Annotated in this window: 15 protein-coding genes; 14 read left to right on the top strand and 1 reads right to left on the bottom strand. The window is 47.2% G+C overall.

Annotated features, from left to right (window positions below):
- Nucleotides 1–117: 117 nt before the first annotated feature.
- Nucleotides 118–591 carry an inner membrane protein YiaA gene (yiaA, locus tag ABU165_RS10395; RefSeq protein ID WP_009792332.1) on the bottom strand — a complete coding sequence of 158 codons (474 nt, stop codon included), beginning with the start codon at nucleotides 589–591 and terminating at the stop codon, nucleotides 118–120.
- A gap of 329 nt (nucleotides 592–920) precedes the next feature.
- On the opposite strand from yiaA, the gene ABU165_RS10390 reads away from it, so the two are divergent.
- The 14 genes from ABU165_RS10390 (at nucleotide 921) to ABU165_RS10325 (ending at nucleotide 15,495) form a co-directional block, all read left to right on the top strand.
- Nucleotides 921–1,844, top strand: a complete 924-nt coding sequence (locus tag ABU165_RS10390; protein WP_022543319.1) for an ABC transporter ATP-binding protein — start codon at nucleotides 921–923, stop codon at nucleotides 1,842–1,844.
- Between the two features lie 3 nt (nucleotides 1,845–1,847).
- Nucleotides 1,848–2,588 carry an ABC transporter permease gene (locus tag ABU165_RS10385; protein WP_009792330.1) on the top strand — a complete coding sequence of 247 codons (741 nt, stop codon included), beginning with the start codon at nucleotides 1,848–1,850 and terminating at the stop codon, nucleotides 2,586–2,588.
- Nucleotides 2,589–3,710, top strand: a complete 1,122-nt coding sequence (locus ABU165_RS10380; protein ID WP_318060629.1) for a sensor histidine kinase — start codon at nucleotides 2,589–2,591, stop codon at nucleotides 3,708–3,710. It begins immediately after the preceding gene.
- A 15-nt stretch (nucleotides 3,711–3,725) separates the two neighbouring features.
- Nucleotides 3,726–4,331 carry a response regulator gene (locus ABU165_RS10375; RefSeq protein WP_318060628.1) on the top strand — a complete coding sequence of 202 codons (606 nt, stop codon included), beginning with the start codon at nucleotides 3,726–3,728 and terminating at the stop codon, nucleotides 4,329–4,331.
- Between the two features lie 631 nt (nucleotides 4,332–4,962).
- A complete protein-coding gene (locus tag ABU165_RS10370) occupies nucleotides 4,963–6,330 on the top strand; it encodes an aspartate kinase (RefSeq protein ID WP_035401868.1) in 1,368 nt (455 codons plus the stop codon).
- Between the two features lie 101 nt (nucleotides 6,331–6,431).
- On the top strand, nucleotides 6,432–6,830 hold the full coding sequence (locus ABU165_RS10365; RefSeq protein WP_101551918.1) for a MarR family winged helix-turn-helix transcriptional regulator: 399 nt from the start codon (nucleotides 6,432–6,434) through the stop codon (nucleotides 6,828–6,830).
- Nucleotides 6,831–7,172, top strand: a complete 342-nt coding sequence (locus ABU165_RS10360; RefSeq protein WP_101551916.1) for a DUF3147 family protein — start codon at nucleotides 6,831–6,833, stop codon at nucleotides 7,170–7,172.
- Nucleotides 7,173–7,525: 353 nt separating this feature from the next.
- Nucleotides 7,526–8,326, top strand: a complete 801-nt coding sequence (locus tag ABU165_RS10355; RefSeq protein ID WP_262383068.1) for an alpha/beta hydrolase — start codon at nucleotides 7,526–7,528, stop codon at nucleotides 8,324–8,326.
- Between the two features lie 166 nt (nucleotides 8,327–8,492).
- On the top strand, nucleotides 8,493–9,389 hold the full coding sequence (locus tag ABU165_RS10350) for a phytoene/squalene synthase family protein (protein WP_249276801.1): 897 nt from the start codon (nucleotides 8,493–8,495) through the stop codon (nucleotides 9,387–9,389).
- A complete protein-coding gene (locus ABU165_RS10345; RefSeq protein ID WP_318060627.1) occupies nucleotides 9,379–10,875 on the top strand; it encodes a phytoene desaturase family protein in 1,497 nt (498 codons plus the stop codon). The genes ABU165_RS10350 and ABU165_RS10345 overlap by 11 nt, the downstream gene beginning before the upstream one ends.
- Nucleotides 10,868–12,265, top strand: a complete 1,398-nt coding sequence (locus ABU165_RS10340) for an aldehyde dehydrogenase family protein (RefSeq protein WP_148950579.1) — start codon at nucleotides 10,868–10,870, stop codon at nucleotides 12,263–12,265. The genes ABU165_RS10345 and ABU165_RS10340 overlap by 8 nt, the downstream gene beginning before the upstream one ends.
- A 31-nt stretch (nucleotides 12,266–12,296) precedes the next feature.
- Nucleotides 12,297–12,773, top strand: coding sequence for a glycosyl-4,4'-diaponeurosporenoate acyltransferase CrtO family protein (locus ABU165_RS10335; RefSeq protein WP_129613619.1), 477 nt, complete (start codon nucleotides 12,297–12,299; stop codon nucleotides 12,771–12,773).
- 32 nt (nucleotides 12,774–12,805) lie between these two features.
- Nucleotides 12,806–14,332, top strand: a complete 1,527-nt coding sequence (locus ABU165_RS10330) for a phytoene desaturase family protein (RefSeq protein ID WP_148950578.1) — start codon at nucleotides 12,806–12,808, stop codon at nucleotides 14,330–14,332.
- Between the two features lie 56 nt (nucleotides 14,333–14,388).
- Nucleotides 14,389–15,495 (top strand): glycosyltransferase family 2 protein, encoded by a 1,107-nt coding sequence (locus tag ABU165_RS10325; RefSeq protein ID WP_318060626.1) that lies wholly within the window; start codon nucleotides 14,389–14,391, stop codon nucleotides 15,493–15,495.
- The last annotated feature ends 14 nt before the right edge of the window (nucleotides 15,496–15,509 follow it).

Below are 15,509 nucleotides of genomic sequence, written 5' to 3'. Positions count from 1 at the left end.
GGGATTGTGTGCTTTCCCAAATAAAAGACTGGCCGGAATTAATTCTGGCCAGTCTTTTTGTATTTTTTCAGCAGGGTTACTGTCATGATCTGTTCTGAAGCAATGTTCTTTGCTGCTTCAATCTCTGTCTTTAGCCTGCTGGGTATCCCGGATGTTCTTCTGGACTGTAACAGCGGCAAAGACGCTGAGCACGAATGACATCGCATAAAATCCTTTTTCGCTCAGGATGATGCTTCCTGCATTGTACAAGCCGATAGCCATCAATAGTACGGCCACAATAAGTGCGAACCAGCTCAGTCCATAATAGATGCCGGTAACCGGTATTCCTTCTTCTTTGTCTCGTACCGCCTTTTGCAAAGAGACCGCAGAGTAGAGGCCGAAAATCAGGACAGCAAAATAATATCCTTTCTCGTTCAGCTGCATCGTGTCCGCATTGAACAGCCCGATCAGATAAGCCCCAGCCCCGACCATTAAAGCAGCCCAGGAAGCTCCTTTAAAAGCGGCAGTCGGTTCCCCTTCTTTCCGTTCTTCCTTCTTCTTCGGCGCTTTATTAGTGCCTTTATCTAACAAAACATCATCTTCATAAGCCATTCTCGAATCGCCTCCAGCCAGTCAAATAATTTTTTAGCACCGCAAAAGCCTGCAGCACTCTACTTCCAACATCTATTATATAGAAAATTTTTGAAATTAATAGAAAAAATTGCAATGGCTCCAGCGTGCCAGGCACCGTTCGTGGACAAATAGGGGGAAAGTGTCTTTTTAAGGTGCCAGGCACCACCCGTGGACAAAATGGGCAATAGTGTCTTTTTTGCGTACCAGGTACGGAAAATGACATTTGTCATATGAATTTGATGACATCAGGTACTAATGAGTATGGCTGGAAGGTTTTACAATGAAGTTAATTAATGGAGACGGAGCTGATGAGTATGCAACAGGCAGTTGTTTTTGAAAATGTGGTGAAAGCTTTTGGGTCCTTCAGGGCGCTTGATGGATTAAATCTGAAGGTCAATGCGGGGGAGGTTACAGCACTCCTGGGTCCGAATGGAGCCGGCAAGACTACCGCGGTGGGGCTGATGCTGAATATGCTCAAGCCTTCCTCTGGCAGGATTGAAATATTCGGGCGGGAGCCGAAGAGCAAGGAGCTCAGGGAAATGACGGGGGCCCTGCTCCAGGAAACAAAGCCTGCAGACGGCTTGCGTACAGGCGAAATCCTCCAGCTTTTCCGCAGCTATTATAAAAATCCCTTATCGTATGAAAGGCTGCTGGATCTTTCAGGACTGCATAAGGAAGAAAAAAGGAAGGCCACTGCGCTTTCAGGGGGCCAGCGGAGAAGGCTTGCATTCGCACAGGCACTTGCCGGAAATCCGAGCCTTATTATTCTGGATGAACCGACTGTCGGGATGGATGTGGAATCAAGATTCCGCTTTTGGGAAGTGATCAGCGCGCTTGCGAATGATGGGAAGACCATTCTTCTGACCACCCACTACCTGGAGGAGGCGGATGCTGTTTCTGACCAGATCTGTGTGATGGCAGAAGGAAGGCTCGTCGCTTCCGGGACTCCGCAGGCACTTAAGGCAAGGGTATCATCAAGAACAGTTTCGTTCCGTTCCTCCCAGGAGCTGGACCTGAATCTCCTGAATGGACTGCCGGGCGTCGAGAGGGCGGAGAAAAGCGGAAATGCTTATTCTCTATATGCGAGGGAAACGGATGAGCTATTGCGGAACATCATTACATCAGGCTGGGAAATCAGGGATGTCCAGGTATCCTCAGGCAGTCTCGAAGCCGCTTTCAGGCAGCTGACAGACATACAGGATCAGCATTCAGAAAATAAGGAAGGTGCGTAAAATATGAACATGTTTATTTCCCAATGGAAGGCAGAGAGCCTCCGGATCATCAGAAGCCCGTTTTTCCTGCTGTTTTCCCTTTTGATGCCATTTGTGTTTTACTTTCTGTTCGCCAGCTTGAATGGCGCGGATAAGGAAATAGCGGGCACTTCATGGGGGGCATACTCACTTATGTCCATGACCGCTTTTTCACTGATAGGGACGGCGACTTCCCAGTTTGGCATCCGCCTTGCTTTTGAAAGGAAGGAAGGGTGGATCCGCCAGCTTCAGCTTACACCTTTGTCCCACTTCACCTGGATCAGCGCCAAGGTTGCCTCGCAGATGCTTATCCATCTGCTGATCATCCTGCTGCTGTTCCCGCTGGCCGCTATTGTTTATGATCTCCACCTGACTCCCCTGCAGTGGGCAGCCTGCACGATCTGGCTGCTGTTCGGAAGCCTTCCGTTCCTGGCGCTGGGCGCCCTTGTCGGGACAATGAAGAATGCAGATGCCGCCATTGCGATTTCCAATGTCCTCTTAATGGGACTGGCGATCGCCGGCGGGCTGTGGATGCCATTGGAGGCACTGCCAGTGTGGCTGCAGAGCATCGGCAAATGGCTGCCATCCTACCATTATGCAAATGGGGCATGGGAAGTGCTTTCAGGCAATCTCATCTCATTGGAAAATATTTTCTATCTTGGCGCCTGCACGGTTTTATTTATGATACTATCAAGCTATATTCTAAAGAAACGGGATGCGGTATAAGTGAATCCTTACTGGAAAAAGTTATTTCCTGCCTCGGAAAGCTGGCCTCCGTATATCTATCTGGCCAACTTTGCACTGCCTGTATATTTCATGCTCGGAGAAGCCCCGCTTAAGAGGGAAGCGGGCTTTTTCCTGCTGCTGGCCTACCTCTTTTTTTACAGGCATCTGTACTGGTCCAGAAAATATGAAACTCCCATCATTGCATTGATGGTCGGCATGACACTGTTATTCAGCTTTTTCTATAATCCTCTGTATCTGTATCTCATCTTTCTGGTGCTCAATCATCTGGTCAGGCTGCCTCTGAAAACGATCTATATCCTGTGTGCTTGCTTTGGTGCAGCCAGTGCAGCTGTCCTGGTCCAGTCGGGCCTTTATCTTGAGCCCCTCATGCTCTCCGGCATCAGTCCGCCATTGTTCGGGGGGACGATCCTTCCTTTCGTTGTTAAAGCTTCTGCAAAATATAAGGATATGTCAGAGCAGCTGCAGGTGGCCAATATGCAGATCGAGCGCCTGGCACAGCAGGAGGAAAGGCAGCGGATTGCGAGGGAGCTTCATGATACACTCGGCCACACCCTTTCATTGATCGCACTGAAAAGCGAGCTCACAGCCCGGCTGGCCTCCAAGGACCCGGTACGGACAGAAAAGGAAGCAATGGACATCCAGCTCACGGCGCGGACGGCCTTAAAGGAGATGCGTGATCTTGTTTCAGATATGAATCTTGTCAGGCTTGAAGAGGAAATCGAACATGCCCAGACGCTTTGTGCGGCTGCCGGCATAGAATTCATTTATGAAAAAATGCCTGTGCCAGCCGGCCTGACTCCGCTCCAGGAAAGGATCCTGGCTATGTGCTTGCGAGAGTCTATCACCAATATGGTCAAATACAGCAGAGCAGCCAGATGCGTTCTGTCAGCTGCCGAAACAGATGATAAAATTCATCTTTCTGTAAGGGACAATGGCATCGGGTTTGATTTATCAGTGATCGCCAAACATTCGGGAAATGGCCTTGCAGGGATTAAGGAAAGGCTCCAGCTTGTAGAAGGGAGCCTCCAAATCAGTTCAGCTCCAGGAAAAGGAACGGCTATTAGGATGAGCATTCCACTGGTCATCAGGGAAGGATTTTAAAGGGGGAGATGGCAAATGACCAGGATTGTACTGGGTGAGGATCAGCGCCTTCTGCTTGGCGCACTCGCCTCTCTGCTTGAGCTGGAGGAAGATATTGAAGTGGCTGCGCAGGGGGAAAATGGCAGGCAAACCCTGGAGCTCGTCAAAAAGCACCAGCCTGATGTATTGATCGTCGATATTGAAATGCCTTTAATGACCGGGCTGGAGGTGGCAGAGGCGCTGAAGGAAGCTGGATCTTCCTGCAAAGTGATCATTTTGACCACTTTTGCAAGGCCAGGCTATTTTCAGCGGGCGATCGCGGCAGGAGTGGGCGGCTATCTGCTGAAGGATACCCCAAGCAGGGATCTGGCGGAAGCAGTCCGCCGGGTGCATGCCGGGAACAGAATGATTTCACCGGAGCTTTCCCTTGCCATGTGGGAGGAAAAAAGCCCGCTCACACCAAGGGAAACCGAGATACTTGAATCCGCTGCAGCAGGGCACACAATGGCCCAGATCGCCTCACAGCTGTACTTGTCACATGGCACAGTCCGAAACTACATGTCCGAAATCATCGGCAAGCTAGGTGCCGCCAACCGGATTGAAGCCGTCAATCAGGCAAAGGCGAAAGGCTGGATTAAATAGCGAAGAGAGAATAAGTGGGAATCAGGCTCTGGCTTTTTGCCGGGGCTTTTTTTGTTTGGCAGGCACCTGCACCTGCTCGGGCGGCCAAGTACATGACTGGCGGAGGGAAGGGCAAGTTATATATGGCGGGATTGGGGTTTGGAGTACATGGGTGGGGGGAAGAAGAGGAAGTCGTGTATCTTGGGAGTATTTTGGAGTACATGAGTGGTGTCGAGAAGAGGGGGTCGTGTATGCCGGGAGAGTTTTGGAGTACATGAGTGCTTCGGAAAAGAGGGAGTCGTGTATCTCGGGATCGTTCTGGAGTACATGTGTGGTGTGAAAAAGAGGAAGTCATGTATGCCGGAATTGTTTTGGAGTACATGAGTGCTTCGGAAAAGAGGGAGTCGTGTATCTCGGGAGTGTTCTGAAGTACATGAGTGGTGTGAAAAAAAGGAAGTCATGTATCCCGCCATCGGAATCCGCGCAATGCATACCTGCATTCACTTCAAGCCCCAACACTAACCAGTCTTTTGTACACCCGTAAAAAACATTTGTGCTTTCCGGAGGGAAAAACTATTGATTTTTCTGCTTTAAAGCGTGATAATAAGAGTTAAATTTTAGCAGGGAAACTGCAGCTATGGGAGATGTGTAAATGAAGGTTGTAAAGTTTGGCGGTTCTTCTCTTGCTTCCGGCCGAGCAGTCGAAAAGGTCTTTGAGATTGCAGCAGCCGATGAGAGCCGTAAGATCATTGTTGTATCAGCTCCGGGCAAGCGATTCCCGGAGGACGAGAAAGTGACAGATATGCTGATTGACTGCGGGATATATGCCCTCGAGAAAGAGGGGATGCCTCCGAAGCTGGAAAAAATCGTTGAACGGTACAGCCGGATAGCAGCGGAGCTGGGCCTTGATAATAAGGCAGAAGAAGTCAGGGGCAGGCTCCTCGATACAATGGCCTCCGGCAAAGAGCGGCCGGAATATTTCCTTGAAAAAGTAAAGGCATGCGGCGAGGATTTGAATGCGAGATTGATAGCGGAATATTTCTCTTCCAGGGGAATTGAAGCATCATATGTAAATCCGGGGGAGGCTGGGCTTTATGTGACAGATGAACCCGGCAATGCAAGGGCGCTTCCTGAAGCCTACATCAATTTAAAGTCATTGCGGGAACGCAAAGGCATCATTATTTTTCCCGGCTTTTTCGGCTACAGCAAGCAGGGGGATGTGCTTACTTTTTCAAGGAGCGGTTCGGATATTACCGGATCCATATTGGCAAATGGCATTGAAGCGGAGCTTTATGAAAATTTCACCGATGTGGATGCTGTCTATTCGGTGAATCCCCACACGGTAAGTTCGCCGAAGGAAATCAGGGAACTCACATACAGGGAAATGCGGGAGCTGTCATACGCAGGATTTTCTGTATTTCATGATGAAGCGCTGATACCTGCCTACAAGGCCGGCATTACCGTGAATGTGAAAAATACGAATAATCCGGAGGCGCCAGGCACCAGGATTGTCGGTGAAAGGGACAATACAAATGGGCCGGTCATCGGAATTGCCAGTGATAAAGGATTCTGCAGCATCTATGTGAGCAAATATCTGATGAACCGGGAAATCGGGTTCGGCCGCAGGATCCTGCAGATTCTTGAGGATTTCGGATTGTCCTATGAACACACTCCTTCGGGGATCGATGACCTTTCCATTATTCTCAGGCAGCACCAATTTGATCATGCTGCTGAGGAACAAATAGCGGCAAGGATCAAGGAAGAGCTGGAGGCAGACGAAGTGGTCATTGAGCATGATCTTGCCCTCATTATGGTTGTCGGCGAAGGGATGAGGCATAATGTAGGCACAATGGCCAGGGCTTCAAAGGCGCTGGCAGCAGCGAAGGTAAATATAGAGATGATCAACCAGGGTTCATCAGAAGTGAGCATGATGTTCGGTGTAAAAGAAAATGATGAAAGTAGGGCTGTCAAAGCGCTTTATGAAGAGTTTTTTGAACCGGCCCGGACAGCTGTAAGATAGTTTAGGAAACCTGATTGCATGGCAGTCAGGTATTTTCCTGTGTTATTATATCGTTATATACGATATAATCGTAAAAAACGATTTAAAGTAGGAGGAATACGATGATTGATCAAATCAATGAATACTTTACCGATATTTATTTCCATCTACACCCTGAACAGCAAGAGCCCATTTCCCACCAAAGCGTACGCATCCTGCAAATGGTAGATAAAAGACAATCCGTCATGATCCGCGATATTGCTTCGCTGCTGTCTATTTCGCATAACACAGCTTCAGAGCATGTGAAAAAGCTGACAGCGGGCGGATGGCTTTATAAAGAGAGGGATGAAAAGGATCAGCGAAAGGTGTATTTGCACCTCACAGAATCAGGAATAACGGTTCTCAAAAAGAATACAGAACTGGACGGGGGAAAACTGAAGGCGGCACTCGAAAAATTGTCTGCGGAAGAAAGGCAGCAGATTTTCAACGCCTTTAAGCTGCTGAGCGAGGCATCCAAATAAATGTATATGCTCATCAAAATATTTAGCTCTGCAGCAATCATTGGCATCATAACGGAATTGGCAAGGAGATTTCCGGTATATGGAGGCATGGTTGCAGCCTTGCCGCTGGTCAGTCTGCTGAGCATCATCTGGCTGTCTGTACAGGGGGAACCTGCACAGAATGTCACCCGTTTCACCCTGGGTGTTCTATCCGGACTCCCCGCCACGATCGTTATGCTACTTGTCATTTACACCGCCTTCAAACATGCAATCCAGCTGCCTATGGCAATTATAATGGGAATCGCAGCATGGGGAATCTTCCTGCTCATTCAAAATTATTTCATGCAATCATTTATTAGATGAAAAAGTGTCCCGTCTATCATACAAATAACAAGCGTAACTCCAAAGAAGGGTCACGCTTCTTTTTGTGGAATAGTTTTATAGAAAAGTAACACATCCTTGAAAATGTTTCGCAGCATGACTATTACCCGGAAGCGAAAACGGGAATGAAGAAAAATGAAAAAAGAGATCCAGAGAAACACGCGGAATGAAAAACAATCCATCGCTGTAGCAATCAGGTATAAATGCGTTTCATTCCAGCTAAAATGTTAAAAAGTGAGGTTACTATTATGTTCACTCTTGTGGTTGCAAAAATGCTGCGCCTCTTTCCTAATCAAGCAAAAAAGAACCCTTTGATTACCAGGCAGCCTGTAAAAATGAAAAAAGATGTGATAGTTGAAACTTCTGTTCAGCCTGCCGGCATTTCCTTATATTATCCGCTGGAATCAGAGCAGGAAAGCTTTCCTGTCTATATCAATTTCCATGGGGGAGCATTCATCATGAATGAAAAAGAGATGGATGATCCTTATTGCCGCTACCTGGCCAATCAGGCAAAATGTGTTGTTATAAATGTGGATTATGCAAAAGCACCGGAATACCCTTTTCCAAAACCGATTGAACAGGGCTATGAAGTGATTCAATGGTTAAAGAGAAACGCCGGTGAGTTAAATATCGATAAGGAGAAAATCATGGTTGGCGGACAAAGCTCAGGGGCAAATATAGCAGCAGCCCTCTGTCTCTATTTGGAGGAGAAAGGGGACAGTCAGCCGCTGCTCCAGGTGCTGTCCTGCCCGATGCTGGATTTTGCCACCCCGCATGCTGATAAGCCGGAACCGGACAAGTGGCGCGCCAGATATCCGCAAGCGGCCCATTTTTTAAATATGTGCTATGTACCTGGCAAAGAACAGGCGGAGCATCCCCACGCTTCCCCTGTCCGAGCAGAAGTGAGTGAGGGCTTAGCTTCAGCTCTTATCCTGATAGCGGAATACGATGCATTCAGGCCGGAAGCCGAATATTATGCTGAGAAATTAAAAGCAGCCGGGGTGAATGTTCAAGAGGAGCTGTTCAGGGACTGTAAGCATGCTTTCACCCATAATGGCCCAAAAGAAAGTGCCGAAGAGGCCTGGAGGATGGTTGCATCTGCAATCAAAGCTGCGGCTGAATCGTATGGAAATTGAGGCACCACTTGTATAATGTGTCTTTTCAGCACATCCAAGTTTTTGCAGGTGGAAACAAGGGTATAAAATATTTTTAAGGCTGCAGACCTCCGCGGCAGCAGATAAAAAGACAATTGATGGACTGTCATATTTCAATGATCTGTTAATAGATCCAAAGGAGATGAATATGGACACAGAGCAAAGGCAAGCGGACTTTGATTATTGTGAAAGAATCATAAAAAAACATTCCAAAAGCTTTTACTATGCTTTTTCACAGCTCCCGCGTGAAAAAGCAAATGCTGTTTATGCCATCTATGCTTTTTGCCGGACCGCAGATGAGTGTGCAGATGGGAAACATTCATTTAAGAAAAAGGTTCAGCTGCTGAGGCAGCTAAAAAAGGAACTTGATCTGTTTAATGATCATGCTGAATTGGATAAGCCGTTATGGCGCGCGCTCAGACAAGTGTTCAATACATACGAAATGGATATCAGCCCATTTTATGACCAGCTGGACGGGCAGTCCATGGATTTATCCTTTACCGCCCCGAACACAATGAATGAACTGGAAAGATACAGCTACTATGTAGCCGGGTCTGTTGGTTTAATGCTTTTGCCTGTCATCGCTTCAAAACCTTCGGCGGATCTGCATTCAATCGTGGTAAACCTTGGCGTAGCCATGCAGATTACCAATATTCTGCGTGATATTGGCGAAGATTACCATGAGAAAAACCGCATCTATCTGCCCGGAGAAGAATTAAGCCATTTTCAATATTCACAGGAAGATTTACATAAAGGCATCATCAATGAAAATTTCATCAGCTTATGGGAGAAGCTTGCTGCACGTGCTGAATCATTATATAACAATTTCTTGCTCAATATAGAGCTGCTGGATGAGGACAGCCGGATACCGGTCTATTTGTCTGCTCACGTTTACAGGGGCATACTTGACGCTGTACGGAACAATGGATATCAATGTCTGACCAAACGGAACTATGTCACAAAAGAGAAAATGGCCCAAATCAATGCTGCTGTGAAAAGAGTCTTTGATTTGCGGGAAGGAGATGCATTAACAGTTGAAAAATAAAACCGTACTAGTCATCGGAGGCGGGCTCGGAGGGCTGTCAGCTGCCATTTCACTTGCCCAGGCCGGATACGATGTCTCCTTATATGAGAAAAATGACCATATCGGAGGAAAGCTGAACCGGCTCGATCAGGATGGCTTTGGATTTGATCTTGGCCCATCCATCCTGACGATGCCGCAGATTTTTGAAAAATTGTTTGCTGCCAGCGGGAAATCCATGAAGGACTATGTCCCGATTGAAAAGCTGGACCATCAATGGCGCTCCTTTTTTCCTGATGGAAATGTCATAGATTTGTATGAAGATCTGAAGGAAATGCAAGAGAAGAACGCGTCCCTGAGTGAAAAGGACATGCAGGAATATCAAAATCTGCTCGATTATTCAAAACGGATTTATGATCTGACAGATAAAACCTACTTTCAGCATGGCGTTGATACAACGAGAGAAATCATGAAGCATACGGGTCTGTTCACTGCTTTGAGGAACTTTGATTTATTTTCTACTGTTCATGGAGCCATCGACAAGCGGATCAGCAATGAACAATTCCGCGATATGCTTTCCTATTTTATCAAGTACGTAGGTTCGTCCCCTTATGATGCACCGGCGGTTTTGAATATGATGATCTATATGCAGCATGACCAGGGGGTCTGGTATGTACCCGGCGGACTGCACAATCTGGCGAGCGGCCTGGTGAAGCTGGCTGAAGAAGTGGGTGTGAAGTTCCACCTCGGCAGGAAGATCGTCAAGCTTGAAAAAAAGAACGGCGAAATTACAGGAGCCGTTATGGAAGACGGAACCGTGCTGACAGCAGATTATTTTGTTTCCAATATGGAAGTCATACCGGTATATGAACGATTGCTGGAGGAAGACAGCTCTTATGTGAAAAAATTAAAAAAGAAATTCGAGCCCGCCAGTTCCGGCCTTGTAATGCATTTGGGCGTAAAAAAGAGCTATCCGCAGCTGCGCCATCATAATTTCTTTTTTGCAGAAAACATGAAGCAGCAAATGCAATCGATCTTTCATAAGCATGAACTGCCGGAAGACCCTGTCATTTATTTAGTCAACGTCAATAAAACAGATCCTTCGCAGGCACCTGACGGACATGAAAATATTAAAGTGCTGCCCCATATTCCCTATATCCGGGATCAGAAGCCTTTTACGCAGCAGGACTATGAACAATTCGCTGAGAAGGTCCTTATCAAACTGGAAAGAATGGGACTGCAAGGGCTGCGGGAAAATATTGTCACAAAGGATGTATGGACACCGGAGGATATCAGACGGATGTATGGCTCTGACCGTGGTGCCATCTATGGAACAGTCTCAGACCGCAAGAAAAATAAAGGATTCAAGCACCCGAAACAAAGTGAACGCTATAGTAATCTATATTTTGTCGGCGGAACCGTGAACCCGGGCGGGGGTATGCCTATGGTCACTTTAAGCGGCCAGCTTGTAGGCAAGAAAATTGTTCAGCGGGATTCTTCCCATGCCTGACAATGACAGCCATTCTCTGAAATCATTGCCGGAGAGGCAGAGGGAGGATCTGTTTTCGGCGGGGAGCCCCTCTCTTGAAGCGCGCAAAAAACAGCTTTCAAAGCTGAAAACCATGATTGTGGACCATGAAGAGGCATTTACCAGAGCCCTTCATGCAGATTTGGGGAAACCGGCATTCGAATCCTTTTCCTCTGAAATTGCCGTTTTATTAAATGAGATCGATCATATATGCAAGCATATAGCAAAATGGAACCGGCAATCCCGGTCCCGCTATCTTAAAATGGGATATATAGAATCGATTAAAAGGAAGCGGCATCCCTATGGGAGTGTACTCATTATCGGTTCGTGGAATTATCCGCTCCAGCTTTCCCTGATGCCTGCCATAGGCGCAATAGCCGCGGGGAACCGCTGCGTGATCAAGCCATCTGAACATGCACCGGCAACAGCTGAACTGCTGAAAAAGATCATCAATGATGCATTTCCTCCCGAACAGCTGCTTGTTGTGACGGGAGATGCACAGACCGCGAGCCAGTTGACTGCAGCCCCATTTGACCTGATTTTCTTTACAGGCAGCGGCCAGACAGGGAAGGCTGTGGCAGAGCAGGCAGCCAGGCAGCTCACTCCAGTGATACTCGAACTCGGCGGGAAAAATCCGTGCATCATCGATGAAACAGGGTTTTCAAAAGAGGCCGTCAAGGAAATCGTCTGGGGTAAGTTCCTGAATGCGGGACAAACCTGCATTGCGCCTGACACCCTTTTTGTCCATGAGTCCATTTATGAAAAAACGCTGAATGAAATTTCTGCAGCGGTTTCTGCTTTCTATGGCGAGCAGCCCAGGGAAAGCAGTGATTATGGACGGATCTGCACCGATGATCATTTTCAGAAGGTGATTAAGTTTATCGGACAGGGTGATGTCCGGCATGGAGGGTCCTATGATCGCTCCGACCGGTTCATTGCCCCGACCGTGCTGACGGATATAGAACCGGGAAGTCCGATCCTGCAGGAAGAAATATTCGGCCCTGTCCTTCCGGTCATTCCTTATACAGACATGAGAACATTATTATCCAGCGGCAGGATTCAGCGTGATGCACTTACAGGATATATTTTCAGCAAGAACAAGGACAACATCCAGCTGTTCAAGGAACATATGCGGTCATCAACCATCAGCGTCAATCAAGTCATCCACCATGCCGCAAGTCCGCATATCGCATTTGGCGGAGTAGGGACAAGCGGATACGGAGCTTATCACGGCAAAGCGGGTTTTCTGGCTTTCAGTTATGAAAAAACAGAATACAGAACACATCATTACATCCATTTTCAAGGTAAATTCCCGCCATATTCTGATACAAATATGAAAGCTTTGAAAAAGTTAAGAAAATGGCTGCTCTAATAGAAGCCTCATCATAATAAGGAGTTTTATCATGATTGCTTCACTCCCGTTTCATTGGATCATGGTCATTGATGTACTTGCATGGGCTTTCTTTCATCTATCCATTTCGGCCATTTGCCTGAAGCTGCCTTTATCCTGGTTTCTAAAAGACACTTTCTGGTTCCGGATTTTCTCCTGGGAAAAGTCAGGTGAGTTGTGGCAGCGTTTATTCCGGGTGAAAAAATGGAAAGGCTATCTGATAGATGGCACGATTTTTCTCAAAAAAGGATACAGTAAAAAGGAGCTGCATGGCATCGGACCGAGGGACTTGACTATCTTTGCGGCGGAAACAAAGCGCGCGGAATTGACGCACTGGCTTTCCATCGTGCCTGCCCCGCTGTTCTTCTTGTGGAATCCGGCAGGGGCGGGCTGGGCAATGATTCTGTATGCACTTGGTTTCAATCTTCCCATTATCGTGGTTCAACGCTACAATCGGGGGCGCATGACTAGCATTGCTTCTAAAAGATGAAGCGGAATATTGTTTGGAAATGAGGGATTTAGATGAGTAAGAAAGTTATTGTCATTGGTGCGGGTGTAGCCGGGCTTGCCACTAGCATAAGGCTGCAGCATGCAGGATACCAGGTGGAGATATATGAAAAAGGAGAGACACCCGGCGGCAAAATGAACCGGATTGAACTGGATGGCTACAAATTTGATTTGGGGCCAAGCATCGTCATGATGCCGGAATTATATCAGGAAATATTCGAATTGTGCGGCCGCGATCCGGATGATTATATTCCAATGGAAAAGCTGGACCCGATTTACCGGGCTTATTTTAGTGATATTCCCGACAAGCCTTTTGATATCTCATCAGATCTTACCAAATTGACAAAGACAATTGAATCAATCAGCGAAGAAGACACGGCAGGCTTTTTTCAGTATCTGCAGGAAATTTACAAGCGCTTTGTCATCGCGAAGCATCACATTCTTCAAAGGCCGTTCCGCAAAAGGTCTGATTTTTATAACCTCCCAATGCTGAAGAAAGCCTTGAAACTGAAACCATATGACACGGCCGATACGTTCATAGGAAAATATATCAAAAATGAACGGCTGAAACAGCTGATCAGTTTTCAGACATTGTACATAGGCATTTCCCCTCTTAAAAGCCCTTCTTTTTATACCATGATCCCCATGATTCAATTTTTGTATGGAGTATGGTTTATTAAAGGCGGTATGTATACGATGGCCCTGGCCATGGAGAGGCTCTTCGGGGAACTGGGGGGAACCATTCACTATGGCAGCGATGTGCAGGAAATATCCATTCAAAATGGAGAGGCAGATGGAATCATCGTGGATGGCCAAAAGGTTTCCTCAGATTATGTTGTCTGCAATGCCGACTTCCCGCATGCGATGAAGCATCTGGTGAAAGACAAGGCAGCCAAAGGGAAATATACCGACAAAAAAATCGACAGCATGAAATACTCCTGCTCATGTTTTCTGTTATATCTCGGCATGGACCGCAAATATGAAGAAATCGACCATGTACATAATTTTATTTTCAACGAAAATCTTAATAAGAATCTGGAGGACATTTTTTCCGGAAAGAAATTGGACAATGCCTCCTTTTATGTATACATCGCTTCAAAAATGGATCCCTCCCTTGCACCCGAGGGGAAGGATGGATTGTATATCCTGATGCCCGTATCCGACAAATCTACAGCAGACTATGAATGGAACGAGGAAACCATTTCATATTACCGGGGCTATATCTTGAGTGAATTGAAGAAAATCCGCGGCTTTGAAAATATTGAAAATGAGATTGTCACCGAAACGTATACAACACCACAAGACTTTGAGTCGAAATTCAATGCCTATAATGGTGCCACGTTCGGCTTACAGCCCATTTTGAAGCAAAGCAACCACTATCGTCCGCAAAGCAAGGCCAGCACTTGTGAAAATCTGTACTTTACAGGAAGCAGCACACATCCCGGCGCGGGTGTCCCGATCGTGCTGCTTTCCGCCAGGATCACCGCACAGGAACTGATACAGGACGATACAGGCAATCTATATGATTACTCAGCAAAATAGAGGCAGGCCGGAGATCATAAAAGCTGTGTGCCGGCACACAGGGGAAGGAGGCAGGTATGGCTGCTGCAGAAGCAATTAATCTTGCTATTGGATTTCTGGCATTTATCGTTGGCATGATTATGTTCTGGTCTTTGCCGGTCCCTGTTTTCTCCTCCAGGCTTAAGGAGGATATCCCGTTTCTGTCCATCATTATCCCAGCCAGGAATGAAGAAGGCAGGATATCACCGCTACTGCTGTCATTGCAGGAGCAGTGCTACAGGCACTTTGAAATTCTGGTCATTGATGACGATTCCTCTGACAATACCAGGGCTGTTGCGGAAAGCTATGGTGCCAGGGTTTTGAAGAATACAGGCTCGGGTAAATCATCAGCCTGCTGGCAGGGTGCTGAACAGGCCAAAGGAAATTGGCTATTATTTTTAGACGCAGATACAAAATTCACCAGCGTGGACGGGCTGAGAAATCTGCTCCATTTCTATCAGGGCAAGGGAGCCAGGGGCATTGTGGCATTACAGCCCTTTCATACCGTTGAGCGCTTGTATGAACACCTCTCCGTTGTATTTAACATCATTGTCGTGGTAGGGATGAATCTATTTACAATCTGGGGGTCAAAATTTAAAACCGCCGGCTCGTTCGGACCCTGCATTCTTTGCAATCGGGAAGATTACTTTTTGAGCGGAGGGCATAAAAAAATAGAGGGAGCCATCATGGATGACCTGGCACTGGGTGAGGCATTTCTGGAGCATGATCTCCCGGTCCGCTGCCTCGGCGGCAAAGGGATTATTTCCTTGCGCATGTATCCGGAAGGATTGGGCAGCCTTATCGAAGGCTGGTGCAAAAGCTTTGCCGTCGGCAGCAAATCCACTCATCCCGCCGTCATGCTGATGGTCATCTTCTGGATCGCCGGCAGCTTCATCGCTGCAGGAGCATTGATCTCTTCGATAACTGAATGGAACCCTGCAGCCATGATATTCAGTGCAGCACTGTATATCCTCTACAGTATTCAAACAGCATGGTTTGCCCGCAGAGTCGGCAACTTCAGATGGGCGATCTTCCCCTTTTACCCGGTATTGTTCGTGTTCTTCGCAGGAATCTATCTATACTCCTTCATCCGCGTCAACATATTCCACTCAGTGAAGTGGAAGGGGCGTAACATTAAGGTTTGAGCCAGGGGGACAGA

This window comes from Cytobacillus sp. T106 (assembly GCF_040492155.1).
GTDB lineage: Bacteria > Bacillota > Bacilli > Bacillales > Cytobacillaceae > Bacillus_AB > Bacillus_AB infantis.
The sequence above is the reverse complement of the archived record's forward strand: the minus strand, read 5'-3'. Positions and strand labels throughout refer to the sequence as shown.

Bases quoted from the DNA above. Each gene is read 5' to 3' on its own strand.
- yiaA (WP_009792332.1), bottom strand. From the start codon at position 591: ATGGCTTATGAAGATGATGTTTTGTTAGATAAAGGCACTAATAAAGCG.
- ABU165_RS10390 (WP_022543319.1), top strand. From the start codon at position 921: ATGAGTATGCAACAGGCAGTTGTTTTTGAAAATGTGGTGAAAGCTTTT.
- ABU165_RS10385 (WP_009792330.1), top strand. From the start codon at position 1,848: ATGAACATGTTTATTTCCCAATGGAAGGCAGAGAGCCTCCGGATCATC.
- ABU165_RS10375 (WP_318060628.1), top strand. From the start codon at position 3,726: ATGACCAGGATTGTACTGGGTGAGGATCAGCGCCTTCTGCTTGGCGCA.
- ABU165_RS10370 (WP_035401868.1), top strand. From the start codon at position 4,963: ATGAAGGTTGTAAAGTTTGGCGGTTCTTCTCTTGCTTCCGGCCGAGCA.
- ABU165_RS10365 (WP_101551918.1), top strand. From the start codon at position 6,432: ATGATTGATCAAATCAATGAATACTTTACCGATATTTATTTCCATCTA.
- ABU165_RS10360 (WP_101551916.1), top strand. From the start codon at position 6,831: ATGTATATGCTCATCAAAATATTTAGCTCTGCAGCAATCATTGGCATC.
- ABU165_RS10355 (WP_262383068.1), top strand. From the start codon at position 7,526: ATGAAAAAAGATGTGATAGTTGAAACTTCTGTTCAGCCTGCCGGCATT.
- ABU165_RS10350 (WP_249276801.1), top strand. From the start codon at position 8,493: ATGGACACAGAGCAAAGGCAAGCGGACTTTGATTATTGTGAAAGAATC.
- ABU165_RS10340 (WP_148950579.1), top strand. From the start codon at position 10,868: ATGCCTGACAATGACAGCCATTCTCTGAAATCATTGCCGGAGAGGCAG.
- ABU165_RS10335 (WP_129613619.1), top strand. From the start codon at position 12,297: ATGATTGCTTCACTCCCGTTTCATTGGATCATGGTCATTGATGTACTT.
- ABU165_RS10330 (WP_148950578.1), top strand. From the start codon at position 12,806: ATGAGTAAGAAAGTTATTGTCATTGGTGCGGGTGTAGCCGGGCTTGCC.
- ABU165_RS10325 (WP_318060626.1), top strand. From the start codon at position 14,389: ATGGCTGCTGCAGAAGCAATTAATCTTGCTATTGGATTTCTGGCATTT.